General features: G+C 24.6%; 18 protein-coding genes. 11 read left to right on the top strand and 7 right to left on the bottom strand.

The features are described from left to right. Nucleotides 1-361 precede the first annotated feature (361 nt). From ACTCCZ_RS12420 to ACTCCZ_RS12405, 4 genes are all read left to right on the top strand, one after another. Nucleotides 362-1,165 carry a response regulator transcription factor gene (locus ACTCCZ_RS12420; RefSeq protein WP_079579805.1) on the top strand — a complete coding sequence of 268 codons (804 nt, stop codon included), beginning with the start codon at nucleotides 362-364 and terminating at the stop codon, nucleotides 1,163-1,165. Nucleotides 1,166-1,167: 2 nt separating this feature from the next. Beyond that, a complete protein-coding gene (locus ACTCCZ_RS12415) occupies nucleotides 1,168-2,781 on the top strand; it encodes a sensor domain-containing diguanylate cyclase (protein ID WP_079579804.1) in 1,614 nt (537 codons plus the stop codon). An 82-nt stretch (nucleotides 2,782-2,863) separates the two neighbouring features. Beyond that, on the top strand, nucleotides 2,864-3,229 hold the full coding sequence (dksA, locus tag ACTCCZ_RS12410) for an RNA polymerase-binding protein DksA (protein ID WP_079579803.1): 366 nt from the start codon (nucleotides 2,864-2,866) through the stop codon (nucleotides 3,227-3,229). A gap of 5 nt (nucleotides 3,230-3,234) precedes the next feature. Further along, nucleotides 3,235-4,236 (top strand): tRNA pseudouridine(13) synthase TruD, encoded by a 1,002-nt coding sequence (locus ACTCCZ_RS12405; protein WP_079579802.1) that lies wholly within the window; start codon nucleotides 3,235-3,237, stop codon nucleotides 4,234-4,236. Here the strand turns inward: ACTCCZ_RS12405 and ACTCCZ_RS12400 are convergent. The 6 genes from ACTCCZ_RS12400 to ACTCCZ_RS12375 all read right to left on the bottom strand — a co-directional run bounded on the left by ACTCCZ_RS12400 (nucleotide 4,226) and on the right by ACTCCZ_RS12375 (nucleotide 9,200). Further along, nucleotides 4,226-4,807: a hypothetical protein gene (locus tag ACTCCZ_RS12400; protein WP_079579801.1), complete on the bottom strand. Its 582-nt coding sequence runs from the start codon at nucleotides 4,805-4,807 to the stop codon at nucleotides 4,226-4,228. The genes ACTCCZ_RS12405 and ACTCCZ_RS12400 overlap by 11 nt on opposite strands. Further along, nucleotides 4,808-5,731 (bottom strand): MlaD family protein, encoded by a 924-nt coding sequence (locus tag ACTCCZ_RS12395; protein WP_079579800.1) that lies wholly within the window; start codon nucleotides 5,729-5,731, stop codon nucleotides 4,808-4,810. Continuing rightward, complete coding sequence (locus tag ACTCCZ_RS12390; protein WP_079579799.1) at nucleotides 5,715-6,470, bottom strand: ABC transporter ATP-binding protein; 756 nt, start codon at nucleotides 6,468-6,470, stop codon at nucleotides 5,715-5,717. The genes ACTCCZ_RS12395 and ACTCCZ_RS12390 overlap by 17 nt, the downstream gene beginning before the upstream one ends. Next, nucleotides 6,470-7,549, bottom strand: a complete 1,080-nt coding sequence (locus ACTCCZ_RS12385; RefSeq protein ID WP_079579798.1) for an MlaE family ABC transporter permease — start codon at nucleotides 7,547-7,549, stop codon at nucleotides 6,470-6,472. Before ACTCCZ_RS12385 ends, ACTCCZ_RS12390 begins: the two co-directional genes overlap by 1 nt. Nucleotides 7,550-7,631: 82 nt before the next feature. Continuing rightward, nucleotides 7,632-8,606, bottom strand: coding sequence for a PQQ-binding-like beta-propeller repeat protein (locus ACTCCZ_RS12380; protein ID WP_079579797.1), 975 nt, complete (start codon nucleotides 8,604-8,606; stop codon nucleotides 7,632-7,634). A gap of 12 nt (nucleotides 8,607-8,618) precedes the next feature. Continuing rightward, a complete protein-coding gene (locus tag ACTCCZ_RS12375; RefSeq protein ID WP_079579796.1) occupies nucleotides 8,619-9,200 on the bottom strand; it encodes a tetratricopeptide repeat protein in 582 nt (193 codons plus the stop codon). Nucleotides 9,201-9,308: 108 nt separating this feature from the next. On the opposite strand from ACTCCZ_RS12375, the gene ACTCCZ_RS12370 reads away from it, so the two are divergent. Genes ACTCCZ_RS12370 through crcB form a run of 7 tightly spaced genes read left to right on the top strand, consistent with a single transcriptional unit; the run spans nucleotide 9,309 to nucleotide 14,597 of the window. Further along, nucleotides 9,309-10,631: a S41 family peptidase gene (locus ACTCCZ_RS12370; protein ID WP_196778284.1), complete on the top strand. Its 1,323-nt coding sequence runs from the start codon at nucleotides 9,309-9,311 to the stop codon at nucleotides 10,629-10,631. 10 nt (nucleotides 10,632-10,641) lie between these two features. After that, nucleotides 10,642-11,355: a phosphoribosylaminoimidazolesuccinocarboxamide synthase gene (purC, locus tag ACTCCZ_RS12365; RefSeq protein WP_079579794.1), complete on the top strand. Its 714-nt coding sequence runs from the start codon at nucleotides 10,642-10,644 to the stop codon at nucleotides 11,353-11,355. A 15-nt stretch (nucleotides 11,356-11,370) separates the two neighbouring features. Continuing rightward, on the top strand, nucleotides 11,371-11,616 hold the full coding sequence (purS, locus tag ACTCCZ_RS12360; RefSeq protein ID WP_079579793.1) for a phosphoribosylformylglycinamidine synthase subunit PurS: 246 nt from the start codon (nucleotides 11,371-11,373) through the stop codon (nucleotides 11,614-11,616). Between the two features lie 5 nt (nucleotides 11,617-11,621). After that, complete coding sequence (gene purQ, locus ACTCCZ_RS12355; protein WP_079579806.1) at nucleotides 11,622-12,293, top strand: phosphoribosylformylglycinamidine synthase I; 672 nt, start codon at nucleotides 11,622-11,624, stop codon at nucleotides 12,291-12,293. Between the two features lie 49 nt (nucleotides 12,294-12,342). Then, complete coding sequence (locus ACTCCZ_RS12350) at nucleotides 12,343-13,548, top strand: hypothetical protein (protein WP_079579792.1); 1,206 nt, start codon at nucleotides 12,343-12,345, stop codon at nucleotides 13,546-13,548. Then, entirely contained in the window at nucleotides 13,535-14,218 is a 684-nt protein-coding gene (locus ACTCCZ_RS12345; protein ID WP_079579791.1) for a lysophospholipid acyltransferase family protein, read from the top strand. The genes ACTCCZ_RS12350 and ACTCCZ_RS12345 overlap by 14 nt, the downstream gene beginning before the upstream one ends. After that, a complete protein-coding gene (gene crcB, locus ACTCCZ_RS12340) occupies nucleotides 14,208-14,597 on the top strand; it encodes a fluoride efflux transporter CrcB (protein ID WP_079579790.1) in 390 nt (129 codons plus the stop codon). Before ACTCCZ_RS12345 ends, crcB begins: the two co-directional genes overlap by 11 nt. Here crcB and ACTCCZ_RS12335 read toward each other — a convergent pair. Continuing rightward, complete coding sequence (locus ACTCCZ_RS12335; protein WP_079579789.1) at nucleotides 14,594-15,085, bottom strand: helix-turn-helix domain-containing protein; 492 nt, start codon at nucleotides 15,083-15,085, stop codon at nucleotides 14,594-14,596. The two genes, crcB and ACTCCZ_RS12335, sit on opposite strands and share 4 nt — an antisense overlap. Nucleotides 15,086-15,532 lie beyond the last annotated feature (447 nt).

Raw genomic sequence — 15,532 nt, 5'->3', positions numbered from 1 at the left:
AAGCACTTCTGCGCTGATAATACTGCACCTTTCAGGTGTGGAAACGTAGGCCTCTGCCAGCTCTTGAGTTTTTACAAGCCCTTATCTATTTTAACTTTTCTTAGTTATCTTAGATATGGGCTTTTTTTTTAGCTTCGCTTTTAACTTATGCATTTACTTTTACTTTCTTATTTTTATTCCTTACATCTATATTCTTTTACAGGTTTGCCTTTTTATTTATTGTTTCCTTTTACTCTAAGCTTATTTTTTTTAAAGATTATTTTCTAATAATTTGTATACTTAACTTTTAATAAGTTATAATAAGTTAATAATGATTTAGTAATTAGAAATTCCTTAAGTAAATAATTTTAAGAGGTGTAATATGGTAAATAGTATATTAAAAGATTTAGTTGTACTTTATGTTGAAGACCAAAAAGATGCGCAAGATGAATTGAAGCATGTGTTTGATAGAACATTTAAAAAAACAATAGTTGCAAATAATGGTGATGAGGGATTAAAGAAGTTTTTAATGCATAAAAAAAGAAACTATAACATTGATATAATAGTTACTGATATTAACATGCCAAAATTAAATGGTATAGATATGATTAAGGAAGTTAAGAAGTATGATAAAGATGTTAAATTTGTTTTAACTACTGCTTATACTGACCCTGAATATTTATTAGACTCAATTGAATTAGGGGTAACAGCTTATGTAACAAAGCCAATTAATATAATGCAATTATTAGAAAAAATAGAATATGCGTATAAACAAAAAATAGACAATGATAAATTAAATAGAATTATAAATAAAATGAAAGAGCACAATATAAAAGAGGTAGAAGAGTTTTTTGAGATTTTAGATAAAGAGACAAAAAAAGAGGAATCAAATGAGAATTTATATCTATCTGATGGTTTTTCTTATAACTTTAAAAATAAAGTGCTTTTGAAAGAGAATAAAACAATCTCATTAGTTAATCAAGAAATTATGTTATTGGAGTATTTTATAAAAAATTCAAATAAAATTCTATCATATGAAGAGTTACTTCAAGCAATATCTATTAATAGTAGTGAGAATACTAGTTTAAATAACTTGCGTACTGTAATTAAATCATTAAGAAAAAAGTCTTCAAAAGATTTGATTATGAATTTGTCTGGTATAGGCTATAAATTGATTTTAGAGTAGTAATGCAAAATAGATATTTAGAATATTTTAATGAAAGCCCAAGCCTTTTTATAAAATTTAAAAGTAATAGTAGTAAGATTGAATACATCACAAATAATGTTACAACTTTATTAGATTATACATTAGAAGAAGTATTAGACCCTAGGTTTTCTTTTGAAAATATTATTCATAGAGGTGATTATAAAGTAATAAAAAAAGAGCTAGAAGAATTAAATACTACTAATGAGATCGAATTGTCACCTTATAGAGTATTAACTAAAAACAGTAATTATATTTGGGTTAAAGAAATAAGAAAAAAATTTTATGATAATAAAACAAATGAAAATCATATATGCTCTTATATTTCAAATATAACAAAAGAGATTAACTTAAAGAAGAACCTTTTTTACACAAATAAAATAATAAAAACAGTTTATGACAATTCTGTACATTTAATTGCACTTCTTAAGCCAAATGGAACACTTATTAAAGCAAATAAAACTGCATTAGAGTTTATTAATAAAGATGAAAAGGAAATTATTAATAAAAAGTTTTGGGACACTAATTGGTGGGATGAGAGTCAAAAGCAAATTATAAAAAAAGATATTAAAAAAGCTAGCAAAGGCAATTTGGTTTATGGTGAGAAAAAAGTATTTGATGAATATTATATTGAACTTACTATAAAACCTGTTTATGATGAAAATAGAGTAATATATCTTGTTTGTGAGGGTAAAGATATAACTCAAGCAAAAAAGAAAGAGAAAAGAATAAATCAATATAATGAAATAATAAATAAACAGTTGATTAGTATTACAAATAAAGAAGGAGTAATTAAAGAGTGCAGCGATGCTTTTTGTGAGTTAACTGGATATGACAAAAATGAGTTAGTTGGTAAAAAGCATAATATCTTAAAGCATCCAAATAATAATAATGATGAAAAATATAAAGATTTATGGGAAACAATTACTTTAAATAAGACTTGGAAAGGTAAGTTAAAAAATAAAACAAAAGATGGAAGAGCATTTTGGGTAGAAAATATTATTACACCAAACTGTGATGAAAATGGAAATATTGAAAGTTATACTGCAATTTACAATAATATAACTAGAAATAAGAAAATAAAAGAAAAACTAATCACTGATGAGTTAACAGACATATATAATAGAAGATATTTTAATAAAATCTTTAAAAAGTACTATAAAAGATTTCAAAAATATGATGAAAAATTTGTTTTAATGATTATTGATATTGATTATTTTAAACAATATAATGACAATTATGGACATTTAAAAGGTGATGAAGTATTAAAAGATGTTGCTCAAACATTAAAATTAAATTTAAGAAAATGCGATTATGTTTTTAGAATAGGTGGTGAAGAGTTTGCTATACTTGTTTCAATAAATAAACATAACGTATCAAAGATAATAGCTAATAAATTAAAAGAAGCAATATATAATTTAAATATTATACATGAATTTAGTTTTTATAAGAGATTAACAATTAGTGTAGGAGTAAAACAAATAAATAAAAAGCCTTTATTGAGAAATAAAATTGAGATTTTTAATGATGCAGATAAAGCATTATATAAAGCAAAACAAAATGGTAGAAACAGAGTCTTTACTTTTTTAGATACTTAATTTTTGATAAATTATTATAATAAAAAGATATAATATATAATAAAAACTATATAATAGTTTAACCTAAGTTAAGGAGGCTATCATGCCAAACACAAAACAGATTAACGAATTAAAAGTTATTCTACTTGATAGAAAAGAGAAACTTTTAAAAAATATTTTGGGAACTAGAGAAAATATTGATTTACTAAAAGGTCAAGATGTAAAAGACGATCTTGATTATGCTGAAGTTGTGTCTGATTCATTTACAGAAGGTATGATTGCTAACCACCATGTAAAAGAGTTGGAAGAGATTGAATTAGCTTTAAAAAAAGTTGAAGACAGAAGCTATGGAATATGTGATATGTGTGGCGTTGTAATACCTCTTGGAAGATTGAAAGCAAAACCTTATGCAAAGTATTGTACTGAGTGCAGAACGGCTTTTGAGGCCGAACAAGCTAAAGGTAAATAAGAGATATGATTAAAAGAGTCTATTTTCAAAACCATAAAAGCCTAAATTTTGATTTTTTCCAAAATGAAAATGATTTTATAGTAGAAGAAGTACCAATTACATTCTCTTTAAAAGGTAATTTCTTAATTTTGAAGATAAAAAAAATAAATTTAGGTACATGGGACTTAATAGATTTAGTCTCTAATTTTTTACGAATAGATAAAAATGAGGTGGGGTATGCAGGCTTAAAAGATAAAAATGCTACAACCACACAATATATATCTATTCCAAAAAAATATTCAAAAGAGATTAAGAAGTTTAAGCATAAAAAAGTTCAGATTTTAGAAACATATTTACATAAAGAAAAGTTAAATATTGGTGATTTAAAAGCAAATAGATTTAAAATTAATCTTAAAAAAGTAGATTTTGATACATTGATTTTAATTCAAAATTGCATAAAAAATATCAAAAAAACTGGTATGCCAAACTATTTTGGTTTTCAAAGATTTGGAAGGGATATTGAAGAGAATATTCAAAAAGCTAAGCAATTAGTTTCAGGAAATCTTCATATAAAAGATAGAAAATTAGAAAAAATGCTAATATCTGCATATCAAAGTGCATTTTTTAATTCATGGTTAGTTAAAAGAATAAGTTTGCAAAAAGATAAGTTTAAACTTATTGATGGAGATGTTTTTCATGATTTAAAAAAAGATAAATTCTTTACATCATCAAAAATAACTTCAATTTTAGAAGAAAATTTTGATAAAAAAATAGTTTCTCCCACTGGATTACTTCCTGGAAGAAAAGTTTTTAAAGCAACTTTAAAATCAAGAGAAATTGAGGAGAGATTTGATGATAGTAGTATTTATGAAAAAGGCTATAGAAGAGATGCTATTGTTTTTGTAAAGGTTAATGATATAAAGTATAACAAAACTACTCAAGAGTGCTTAATAGACTTTATACTACCTAAAGGATCATATGCAACTGTTTTTATTGAAAATATTGCAAATAAAAATTTCAATTCTTAAAAGTCTTATTTTCAAGATCTTTTAAGAAGTTTTCAATAATAGTAGAAAAAGCATTATTAGTTGCAACTACAAAATAATAAGGAGTGTTTTTTTCTAGTTTAATTTCTTTATTGTAGTTATAAAATGAGCTTTTTTTAGTTTTAGTATTAATAAGTTCAAAATTTAGATTTAAAACTGCAAAAGCACTGTTTTTTTCAATCTTATTGTATATTTCAAATATATTTGTGTTTAAAATATAATCTGTATTTGATAAATTTGAGTTATCAAATAAATTTGATTTATTAAAAATCAGTTTTAACTCTTGAAAAATCATATTTGATGGTATATCACTCCAACTATTTTTTGAATATTTATCTAGTTTATATTTTTTGTAACTATAGAAGATATGAGTTTTGTTAAAAGTATTGCTTACTTTTACTCTATTTATTTTAATGCTTTTATCTGTATTTTTTAATGCTTTGTAATTTGTATTAAATTTTATTAAAAAACTATTATTTACTAGTGATTTGTTTTTTAAACTACATCCTGTAAATAAAATTAGGCTTATTGCTATTATTATAATTGATTTCATTTATTCTCCTGGACCAAGTTTTTGCTTATTATTTTTAAATAAAATATCACTTGGATTTTCTTTTAATTGTTCTATTAACTCTTCACTTTTTATTAAATTATTTTCAAATTGATTTAATACATTATTAAAATTATCAATAGTTGATTGAGAAATAGTTTTTAAATCAAAAGAGCCTTTTTCTACTTCATTTAATATTTTTTGTGAAAGTTCCATTACTTTAAGAGCAGATTTTTTAACACTACTTGCAGATTCTGACATATTATTAAAAGAGCTTTTACTAGTAATTGATAAATCATTTAAATTATTTAAAATTTGTGTTAATTTATTTTCATTATTGACTATATATTGAGTTATTTCTTGAGTATTAAGGGCTGTTTGTTTGCTGGCATTTAGTAGTTTTGAAAAATTATTTATATTTTCATTACTAAAAAGTATTCTTGTTTGAATAAGCAATTGTGTAAGTTGTTTTGAGATATCTTTACTTGAATTTTCCAAGTTTCCTAAAACAGAGATTTTTGAATCGATAACTTTTTCATTATATTTATTTTTTTGTATAAGATTTGAGTCTTTACTTCCACCTTTTAACTCAATATATTTTAGTCCAGTAAGTCCAAGCGTTCCCAATGTTGCATAGTTATCTTTTTTAATAGGTGTATTTTCTATTACAGAAATTTTAATTTTTATCTCTTGGGAGTTTTTAGGATTAATTGATATGTTTTCTACTTTTCCTACTTGTACTCCTTTAAATTTAACAGGAGAGTCAATATTTAATCCTGATACAGACTCTTTAAAATAAATAGTATAAGCATCTTGTTTTGTTACAACAAATGCGTATTTTCCTAACCAAAATATAAAAATTAACATAAGGACAAATAGTACTATTACAAAAGTGCCTATTTTAAAAAAATTAATTTTTGTTTGCATAAGAATCCTTTTTAAATGTTAAAAAACTTCTTGTAAATTTATCTTCACTTTTTAAAGCTTGATTAAGTGTGCCATTAAAATGTATTTTTGCATCTTTTAGTATTATAAATCTATCTAATGTAGATTTAATTGTATCTAAATCATGTGTAATGATTATTATTGTTAAATCTAATGTATCTCTTAACTTTTTTATTAGATGATTAAACTCAATAGTACTTGATGGATCTAATCCACTTGTTGGTTCATCTAAAAAGAGTATTTTGGGTTGATTTGCTATTGCTCTTGCAAGTGCAACTTTCTTTTTCATTCCACCACTTAACTGTGATGGATACAAATATGCACTATTACTATCAAGACCAACCATATTTAAGTTTGTTAAAGCGATTTTAGTGATTAAATCTTTTGGAAGTTTTGTATACTCTTTTAGAATAACTTTTATATTTTCAATAACATTTAAAAAAGAGTATAATGCACCAAATTGAAAAAGATATGAGAATTGCAATTTTAAATTTTCTTCTTTTTTTAAAGTTAAATTACTCAAATTTTCATTTAAAAATATAATTTCACCTTTTTGTATTTTTTGTAACATTACAATTTGTTTAATCAATACACTCTTTCCTGAACCACTGCCCCCTAAAATACCAAATATTTCATTTTTTTTGATATTAAAACTAATATTGTTATGGATTATTTTTGTATCAAAACTTGTATGCAGATTTTTTACTTCAACTATATTCATTAAAGACCACTTTCTGTTAAAATAACTGAAAAAATTGCATTTAATGCAATTACTACAAATATTGCATTTACTACACTTTTTGTAGTATATTTTCCTATACTAGTTGTATTATTTCTTACTTGAAAACCTCTATAGCATCCAATTATTGCTATTGCTATTCCAAAAAATATTGATTTTATAATTCCTATTAAAAAATGTTTAATACTTACTTCTTCATACATTCTATTTATAAACTCAGCATATGTTATATCTAAATCTATGTAAGCAACAATCATACCTGAGCCAACAGCTATTATATCTGCAAAAAATACTAATAATGGAAGTGAAATAAAAAGTGCAAATACTCTTGGTAATGTTATAAAAATTGTAGGTTCAAAAGCCATTGTTTTCATGGCATCTACTTCTTCTGTTATTTTCATAGCACCAATTTGTGCAGTATAAGAACTAGCTGTTCTTCCTGCAATAACTATTGCTGTTAATAGTGGAGCAATCTCTCTGAACATAGTAATACAAATCATCTCTACTATAAAAATATTTGCACCAAACTTTTCAAGTTGAACTGCACCTTGATAAGCAATAACTATACCTACTAAAAAAGAAGTAAGAGTTATAATTCCTAAAGCACCAATTCCTGAAGCATCTACATATTTTAGCATCTCTTTAAATCTTATTTTTTTAGGCTTTATTAAAGAATAAAAAAAGTAATAAAAAAGCTCACCTAAAAAAATGATAAATAGTTTTAACTCTTGAAGATTTTTATATGTATTTTTCCCTATATTTTCTATAAGATTTTTATTGTCACTTTTTTTTGGAATTTCATCTAAGTAATATTTTTTGTAGTGTTCATATATCTCTTTAAATCTATTATTTATTATTATATTCCCTCGTTTTTCAAGAGAAATCAAATAAATAACCGCACATGAGTCAATGTTATTAAGTTTTTTTAAATCAATTGTATATTCTAAATTGTTATTTATAAAAGAGATAAGTTTTGGAAGGGATGATTTGTTTAAATCTCCTAAAAGTTCAATTTTTTTATTTATTGTAGAAAAATTAAAATCGAAATTTGAAGTTTCCAATCTCTAGGCCTTTATTTGTATTATAGCTATTCTATAATCTTTTCACTAAAGAAAAGATATAGAAATAGTTTTAAAGACTAGATTATTTAACTATAAAGTATTCATCATTGTGATATATAATGTCATCAATTGCAATAACATTTTCTTCATTGTCAAATGAAAAATCATATATTTTGTCAGATTTAAAATCATTGCTAATATTAATTAAATAACCTTGTGATTCAAGTGCATAAAGAGAACTTCCATATGCTAAAGCATAAAATTTTGCATATTTATATTTTCTTCTATCTTGAATATTTAATGAAATATCAGTTTTTATTATTTGACCATCAATTGTTGCTATAAATATGTCTTTGCCATGAGCAATTATATCTCTAATATTATACTCTTTTAAATTTACAACTCCAGCTCCTACAGATACAACTTTATTTGAACTAGAAGCAATTAATGTATCATTTACTACATCTAAAAATATAATATTATTAAATTTGCTATCTGCATCAACAACAATAGTTCTTATAACTTTGTTTGATTTTGATGAAACAACAATTACTTTTCCATCTAATGTTGGGAATAAGATTAGACTTCCCATATAATAAGGATTTGCTATTCTTGTATCATTTGCTAAAGATTTTGAATAATACTCTTTCATTAATATATTTTTAGTATTAATATCATAAAGAGCAATTGAGTTATCCATAAATACCAATGCTAAAATATTATCTTTTAGTGTTGCAGCAACAACTCCTGTTGAAAATTCATGTTCTGTTTTATTTAATAAAATCTTATTTAAATAGTTTGTAGAAATTACAGTATCTTCACTTAAGTTTATAAACTCAAATCCTTCTGGAAGTTGAAAGTTTGAAACACCTTTTTTTGTTATGATTTCACCATTATCCAAAGTTGCTCCAACTTTATTAAATGATTTAATATTATCATTTAATGAAGCGCTATTTGATTCATAATCACCTAAAGTATCATCAACTTCAAAATATTTTTTACTAGAACAACCAGTAAAAATAATAAGAGATGTTAGTAGTATTAAGAAATATTTCATAGATTTTTCCTTCTATTTTGTAAGTAAATAGTGATTTAAAATTTTCACTAATTCATATGCTTTTGACTCTTTTTGAATAAGTTTTAAAGTAATCTTTGCATCTTCATATTTTCCATCTTTTGCTTCAATTAATGCTTTATTGAAAATTGCAAACTCTTTTAATAAAAAATTTGGATCCATTGAAACATTATTTAGCTTTTCAATACTTTGCTCTTTTAAAGCCTTTTGATATTTACTTAAACTATTGAAAAAAAGTACATTAACATCAGCTGTTTGACCATTTTTCTTAGCTTTTAAATATATTGCCATATCGTAAAGTTTTTTATTTGTTTCTTCTAGTGTTTTTAGTGCTTCTTGATTATTTACATCATTTAAAAATTTGTTAAAAGCAATATTAGCTTTTACTTTATTCTCTTTATCAATGTAGCTTTTAACACTAAATCCAATAATAGCTACAACAACAATTATTATAGCTGCAATTATTAGTGTTTTGTTTTTTTTATAAAATCTCTCAACTTTTACAAAACTTTCAAGAAATTTTTCTTCACTATTTAGTTCATTTTTAACAAAATCCACATTCTCTTTTAAACTCATAAATTTCCTTTAAAAAAATTAATCAATATGTTACAAAAATTTTCATAAAACCTTACTTTTATAAAAGTTTGAATATAATACAAGTCTTATACAAATGAAAGGTTAATAATGAAAAAATTTCTATTGGCTTCATCTTTTGCTTTGGTACTTTCGCATGGTTTATTTGCAAAAGAAAAAAGTGAGGAGCTAACGCAAAGTAGATTTGAATCATTAACTAAACTAACACAAGTTATTGGTACAGTTGAAAAATACTATGTTGATGATGTTAAACTTCAAGATATTGTGGATAAAGCGATAAAAGGTTTGATGCAAGAATTAGATGCTCATTCATCATTTTTGGATAAAAAATCTACAAAAGAGATGTCAATTCAAACAAATGGTGAGTTTGGTGGTTTGGGAATTACTGTAGGAATGAGAGACTCAGCATTAACTGTTATATCACCAATAGATGGAACACCTGCATATGAAGCTGGAGTAAAAGCTGGAGATATAATCTTAAAAATCGATGATAAATCAACACTAAATATGACTTTAAATGATGCTGTTGGATTAATGAGAGGTAAGCCTAAAACAAAAATAGATTTAACAGTTGTACGAAAAGGTGAAAATAAACCTATAAAAATAACAATAATAAGAGATATTATAAAAGTACAATCAGTATTTGCAAAGAAAATTGATGGAGATTTATTATATTTAAGAATTGCAAGTTTTGATAAAAAAGTAACTGATAAATTAAAAGAAATTATAAAAAAACATACAAAAACTAAAGGTATAGTTTTAGATTTAAGAAACAATCCTGGTGGACTTTTAGCACAAGCAATATCTGTAACTGATCTTTTCGTTGATTCTGGGGTAATTGTATCTCAAAAAGGTAGAGATGCAAACGATGAAGAGAAGTTTTATGCAAAATATACAAATACTTTAACTGATGTACCAATGGTTGTTTTAGTAAATGCAGGAAGTGCAAGTGCAAGTGAGATTGTAAGTGGAGCTTTACAAGATCATAAAAGAGCAATTATTGTAGGAGAAAAGACTTTTGGAAAAGGTTCTGTTCAAGCAGTATTACCAATAGTAAAAGATAGAAGTGAAAATATTAAGTTAACAATAGCAAAATATTATTTACCAAGTGGAAGAACTATTCAAGCAAAAGGAATAACTCCTGATATTATTGCTTATGCAGGAAAAACTGTAACTGAGCCCTCAAATGAGTTTCAAATAAAAGAAGCAGACTTAAAAAAACATTTAGAAGAAGAGCTTGAAAAAGTTGAAGATAAAAAAACTAAAAAAGAAATAAAGTCTGAAAAAGTAAAAGATAAAGAAAAAGTAAAAGTAGAAGATAAAGAAGAGATTATTACAAAAGAAGATATACAAAATGACAATCAGATCAATTCAGCTATTAATATTTTAAAAAGCTTAATAATTATGAAATAGAAGGAATAAAATGACTAAGACAGAACTTTTATATGAGGGTAAAGCAAAAAAAATTTGGAAAACAGAAGATGAAGATTTTTTGATTTCTGAGTTTAAAGATGATTTAACAGCATTTAATGGAGAAAAAAAATCAAGTGAAGATGGTAAAGGCGCTTTAAATAACCAAATTTCAAGTGCACTTTTTGAACTATTAAATGAAAAAGGAATTCAAACACATTTTGTAAAAATGCTTGATGATAATAATATGCTTCATAAATCTTGCGAAGTAATAAAGCTTGAGGTTATTGTAAGAAATATAGCAACAGGATCTTTAAGTAAAAACTTGGGAATTGAGAATGGAAAAGTATTACCATTTACATTAGTAGAGTTTGATTACAAAAATGATGCTTTAGGAGATCCAAAATTAAATGATCAGCATGCATTGATTTTAGGTTTAGTTAAACATCAAGATGAACTAGACAAAATTAGAAGAGTTGCAAGAGAAATAAACGATATTTTAAAACCTTACTTTTTTGAAAAAGGATTAAAACTTGTAGATTTTAAACTTGAATTTGGTAAAGATAAAAATGGCAATATTATTTTAATAGATGAATTAAGTCCTGATAATTGTAGATTTTGGGATATTGAATCTGGTGAATCTTTAGATAAAGATAGATTTAGACAAGGTAAAGGTGGGCTAAAAGTTGCCTATACTCAAGTATTAAATAGAATTTTAAATAAATAATTAGGGAGATAGAATTTGAAAGCAATTGTAAATGTGGCATTAAAACAAGGTGTTTTAGATGATCAAGGTAAAGCAACGCATCATGCATTAGATACATTGGGGTTCAAAGAAGTAGTTAAAGATGTAAGAATTGGTAAACAAATTATTATTGAGCTTAATTCTTCAAGTAAAGAGAATGCAAAAGCCGAAGTTACAAATATGTGTGAGAAACTGCTTGCAAATACTGTAATAGAAGATTATGAAATTGAAATTGTAGGTTAATTATGATGAATGTAACAGTATTACAATTTCCCGGAACAAATTGTGAATATGATACAAAGTATGCCTTTGAAAAACTTGGGTGTAATGTAGAAATTATTTGGCACAAAGATACAACTTTACCAGAAAATACTGATCTTTTAGTAATACCTGGTGGATTTTCATATGGAGATTATTTAAGAAGTGGTGCAATTGCAAGATTTGCAAATATTATGAATGCTGTGCAAGAATATGCTTCAAATGGAGGTAAAGTCTTAGGTATTTGTAATGGGTTTCAAATTCTTTTAGAAGCAGGATTACTTCCTGGGGCTATGAAAAGAAATGATTCTTTACATTTTATTTCTAAATTTAATTACTTAAAAGTAATCAATAATGATAATGCATTTTTAAATGAGTTAAATGTTGGTGATATTGTTAATATTCCCGTTGCACATCATGATGGTAATTACTTTATTGATGAAGAAAGATTAAAAGAGTTAGAAGCAAATAATCAAATATTATTAAAATATTGTGATAAAGATGGAAATGAACAAAATCTAAATGGTTCTGTTTCTCAAATTGCAGGAATTTGTAATAAAGAAAAGAGTATATTTGGACTTATGCCTCATCCTGAAAGAGCAATAGAGCAACTACTTGGTGGAGATGATGGAATAAAAATGCTGCAGGGCTTTTTTAAATAAAGTAAAGTAGTAGAAAACTCTACTACTTTTACTTAAAAGAGATGATAATATGAAAATAATACTGCTAATATTACTTACTATACAAACTATATTTGCAAATACAACTTTTACAAATGAAGAGAATTCGGTTTTTCAAGAAGATGCTTATAAACAGTTAAATACACAAGTTGAAGATGATACTTTTTCTTCTAATGGGCTTGACTATTTAAATGAAGAAGATGTTAAAACTGTTCCAACATCAAAAAATCTATATTTATCATATATAAAGTTTCCTCAAAATATATATAAAAACCAAAGATTTGAGATAAGTATTAAAGCATTAATTACAACAGAAGATTTTGATAGAATTGAAACAAGATTTGTTGATTCAAAGAATATGAATGTATTAAATCCAGAACAAGCTTGGATGGCAGTGGATAATAATAGTTTTGAGAATAGATTCTATTTTAAAGCTTATGAGCAAGATTTTATAATGCCAACATTTCAAGTTTTATTATATAAAAATGATCAATTAATAGATTTTGCATATTTAAAACCAAAAGATATTAGATTTTCAAAGTTAGCTAAAGGTGATAATAGTTTCTCAAATGTTATTGCTAGTGAGTTAATTTTAAATACTTATAAAACAAAACAATATAATAATAATGAGTTATTAACTATAATAGATTTAGATGCTAAAAATTCAAATTTAGAGGATTTTTATTTAAATGATTTTTCAAAAGATCAAGGTATATCTAGTATTGAAGATGAGTATCCTGAACAACATCTATTGTATTATGTTGTTGCACCTATTCACAAAAAAAGATTAAATTTTACCTATTTTAACACTACTTCAAAAAGTTTTCAAAGAATATCTATACCTTTAGAGTTAGAAAATGAGTTAGTAAGTACTCAAACGGACTTAAATCCAAACAGTTCAAATCTTCAACTTTATAAAAAAGTTGCTTTATTAGTACTTTTACTAATTTTTATCATTTTATTTATTTGGAAAAGAAAAAAGAGTTATTTAATAGTAATTTTGATTTTAATAATAATTGCAATTTTAAATTTAATGCCAAATAAAAAGGCTGTATTGAAAAATAATACAATGATTTATATTTTACCAACAAATAAATCAACAATTTTTTATCAATTAGATAATTTTAAAAATGTTGAGATATTAAATAAAAAAAATGAGTTTATAAAAGTTATGTTCAATAACAATGATAATAAAGTTATTGGATGGGTAAAGGAAGATAGTTTTGTCAAGAATTAGAGCACTCTTAGTTGTTATACAATTTTCATTAACAGTTGCAATTACAATATTTTTCATGTATTTATTTAGAAATCATACACATAAAGTAATAAAAATATGGATGAAGTTTCAGATGTTTTTTCTTGGAATAAAATTAGAGCAAGAGGGGAATTTAGATGAAACATGTGATATGGTTATTTTAAATCATCAAAGTCTATTAGATATAATAGTAATGGAGTATATACACTCAAAAGATTTAGCATGGGTAGCTAAAAAAGAGATTACTGATTTACCATTTTTTGGTCATATTATTAAAGCTCCAAGAATGATATCTATTGATAGAGAGAACAAAGCTGGGCTTGTTAAATTATTAAGAGAATCAAAAGATAGATTATCAAAAGGAAGACCAATTGCAATTTTTCCTGAGGGTACTAGAACAGATGGAAAAACTATGCTTCCTTTTAAAAGTGGTGCTAAGATGCTTGCTGATAAATTAAAATTAAGAGTTCAGCCTGTTGTTATGCTAAATACAAGAGAGATATTAGATTCAAAAAAACTTACATGTAATCCAGGTATTGTAAAAGTAATCTATTTAGATCCTATTCAAGCTTCAAAAGATACTGACTGGTTTAAACAAACTGAACTAAAAATGAATGAAATATTAAAAAAAGAGTTAAAAAATGAGTTTTAATTGGTCTGCTGTTTTAGCAATAGGGTTTGGTGGATTTATTGGAGCAGTTGCAAGAGCATATGCTGTACATTTTACTAATAAATATGTTCCTTTGGAGTTTCCCTTAGGTATTTTAGCTGTAAATATTTTAGGAAGTTTCTTAATAGGTTTAGTTTTTGCAGTTTTTGCTCATTATAATTTAAGTGATAATTTAAAAATGTTTTTAACTACAGGTTTTTTAGGAGCTTTAACTACTTACTCTACATTTGCTATAGAGACATTTTTTCTTTTTCAAAGCTCTTTTGTGCTTGCTGTTGCAAATATAGCTTTAAATGTTTTTGGTACTATATTCGCAGCAGCTTTTGGATATAAAGTTTTACAGTTTTTTCTTAACCATTAGTAACTATCTGTAAAATCTTTTATCTCTCTTACTTTTTTAACCACATTATCATATAATGCATCTGGCATATAAGGAAGTAATGAGATAAGCTCATCAATTTTATCCTTATTTGTTTTATAAGTATATATTTTTTCAACTTGTTTTGTCATCTCTTGTTCCCAATGGCACAAGTCTTCAATTCTATTTTTTATAAGTTCAAGTTCATTTTTCGATAAATCTTTTAATATATACTTTAAGTATCTACTTCTACTATTTGTATTATCTTCAAATAACTCTTGTTCTGCCACATTTAATGCTTCTGCTATATAAGGTATAAAATCAGCTTTAATTGATGATGTACCATTTAAGTAAGCATATATTGAAGACACAGATGGTGCCTCACCTATTCTATTAACTTTTGGATTTACTGCAAGTAATCTAGCAGCGAACTCTTTTTTTGTAAGTTTTTTTTCTTTTAATATTTGATTAATTCTTTCATAAATTTCCATATTTTGCCTTTTTGGTATTTCATTAAATCGTCTTACAGTTTAACTAAATAAAATATAACAAAAATTATATATTGTATAGTTAAATAATATAAATTAATTAATAATTTAATTGAAAAAGTATTATATCAAAAAAAAGTAAATAAATAATGACTAAAATCAAAAAAAATGATTTTTTTCTATTATTCTTAACTCATAATTTTATTATAAAAAAAATGACATTTTATTTGACTTTTAAGTGACATATATATGACAAAGTAGCTATTTATAAGGATTGAATAAAAACAAGAATAAAATAAATTTTTTACTTATTTTTATAAGCAAGTGCTAAAAATGGAATTTCAAGCAAAATTAAATATAATTTTTGGTAAAAAATAATTTATTTTTAATAAAACTGTGTAGCTGGAGCTTTTATTATAGTTTAAAAATAAAATTATTAAATTTTTACTT

The organism is Malaciobacter sp. (genome assembly GCF_055140965.1).
The sequence above is the reverse complement of the archived record's forward strand: the minus strand, read 5'-3'. Positions and strand labels throughout refer to the sequence as shown.

Bases quoted from the DNA above. Each gene is read 5' to 3' on its own strand.
- ACTCCZ_RS12415 (WP_079579804.1), top strand. From the start codon at position 1,168: ATGCAAAATAGATATTTAGAATATTTTAATGAAAGCCCAAGCCTTTTT.
- ACTCCZ_RS12405 (WP_079579802.1), top strand. From the start codon at position 3,235: ATGATTAAAAGAGTCTATTTTCAAAACCATAAAAGCCTAAATTTTGAT.
- ACTCCZ_RS12395 (WP_079579800.1), bottom strand. From the start codon at position 5,731: ATGCAAACAAAAATTAATTTTTTTAAAATAGGCACTTTTGTAATAGTA.
- ACTCCZ_RS12370 (WP_196778284.1), top strand. From the start codon at position 9,309: ATGAAAAAATTTCTATTGGCTTCATCTTTTGCTTTGGTACTTTCGCAT.
- ACTCCZ_RS12380 (WP_079579797.1), bottom strand. From the start codon at position 8,606: ATGAAATATTTCTTAATACTACTAACATCTCTTATTATTTTTACTGGT.
- purC (WP_079579794.1), top strand. From the start codon at position 10,642: ATGACTAAGACAGAACTTTTATATGAGGGTAAAGCAAAAAAAATTTGG.
- crcB (WP_079579790.1), top strand. From the start codon at position 14,208: ATGAGTTTTAATTGGTCTGCTGTTTTAGCAATAGGGTTTGGTGGATTT.
- ACTCCZ_RS12390 (WP_079579799.1), bottom strand. From the start codon at position 6,470: ATGAATATAGTTGAAGTAAAAAATCTGCATACAAGTTTTGATACAAAA.
- purQ (WP_079579806.1), top strand. From the start codon at position 11,622: ATGAATGTAACAGTATTACAATTTCCCGGAACAAATTGTGAATATGAT.
- dksA (WP_079579803.1), top strand. From the start codon at position 2,864: ATGCCAAACACAAAACAGATTAACGAATTAAAAGTTATTCTACTTGAT.
- ACTCCZ_RS12420 (WP_079579805.1), top strand. From the start codon at position 362: ATGGTAAATAGTATATTAAAAGATTTAGTTGTACTTTATGTTGAAGAC.
- ACTCCZ_RS12335 (WP_079579789.1), bottom strand. From the start codon at position 15,085: ATGGAAATTTATGAAAGAATTAATCAAATATTAAAAGAAAAAAAACTT.
- ACTCCZ_RS12375 (WP_079579796.1), bottom strand. From the start codon at position 9,200: ATGAGTTTAAAAGAGAATGTGGATTTTGTTAAAAATGAACTAAATAGT.
- ACTCCZ_RS12350 (WP_079579792.1), top strand. From the start codon at position 12,343: ATGAAAATAATACTGCTAATATTACTTACTATACAAACTATATTTGCA.
- ACTCCZ_RS12400 (WP_079579801.1), bottom strand. From the start codon at position 4,807: ATGAAATCAATTATAATAATAGCAATAAGCCTAATTTTATTTACAGGA.